Annotated in this window: 1 pseudogene; it reads right to left on the bottom strand. The window is 44.9% G+C overall.

The annotated features are described in order from the left end of the window. Positions 1–515, bottom strand: a pseudogene (locus BFP97_RS20795) (hypothetical protein); the annotation flags it as partial.

Raw genomic sequence — 515 nt, 5'->3', positions numbered from 1 at the left:
GTACTATTACCGCTTTGATCGGTTACTGTAACAGTTACAGTATTAACCCCAACATCATTACAATCGAAGGTGTACTTATCAAGTTCTTTAGAGGCGATGGTACAGTTATCTTCGGTACAGGTAGCAAACTCGATTGTCACCTCACCAGATCCTGGTACAGGCTGAGGGATAGAAGTACCGCCACCACAGTTAAAGTTAAGTACATCATCAGCAGTAATGGTTACCTGCCCACCTGCTCCGATCACTCTTGCAATATCTCTGGTCACCACAGTAGGAGCGATGTTATCGGTTACTGTAATGGTTGCAGTAGCAGTACTCGTGTTACCATTGGTATCGGTCACTGTGAGTGTTACAGTGTTTTCACCAAGGTCAGCACATCCGAAAGTGTCTCTGTCCAGAGTAATGGAAGCGATACCACAGTTATCATTAGAACCATTATCTACCTGAGTAGGAGTGATAGTGGCCACTCCATCCTGATCTAAGAATACTTCAAAGTCTTGCGCGATGGCAGTAGG

Source organism: Roseivirga sp. 4D4, assembly GCF_001747095.1.
Lineage (GTDB): Bacteria > Bacteroidota > Bacteroidia > Cytophagales > Cyclobacteriaceae > Roseivirga.
Note: the sequence above shows the minus strand (reverse complement) of the source record. Positions and strands in the feature narration are given on the sequence as shown.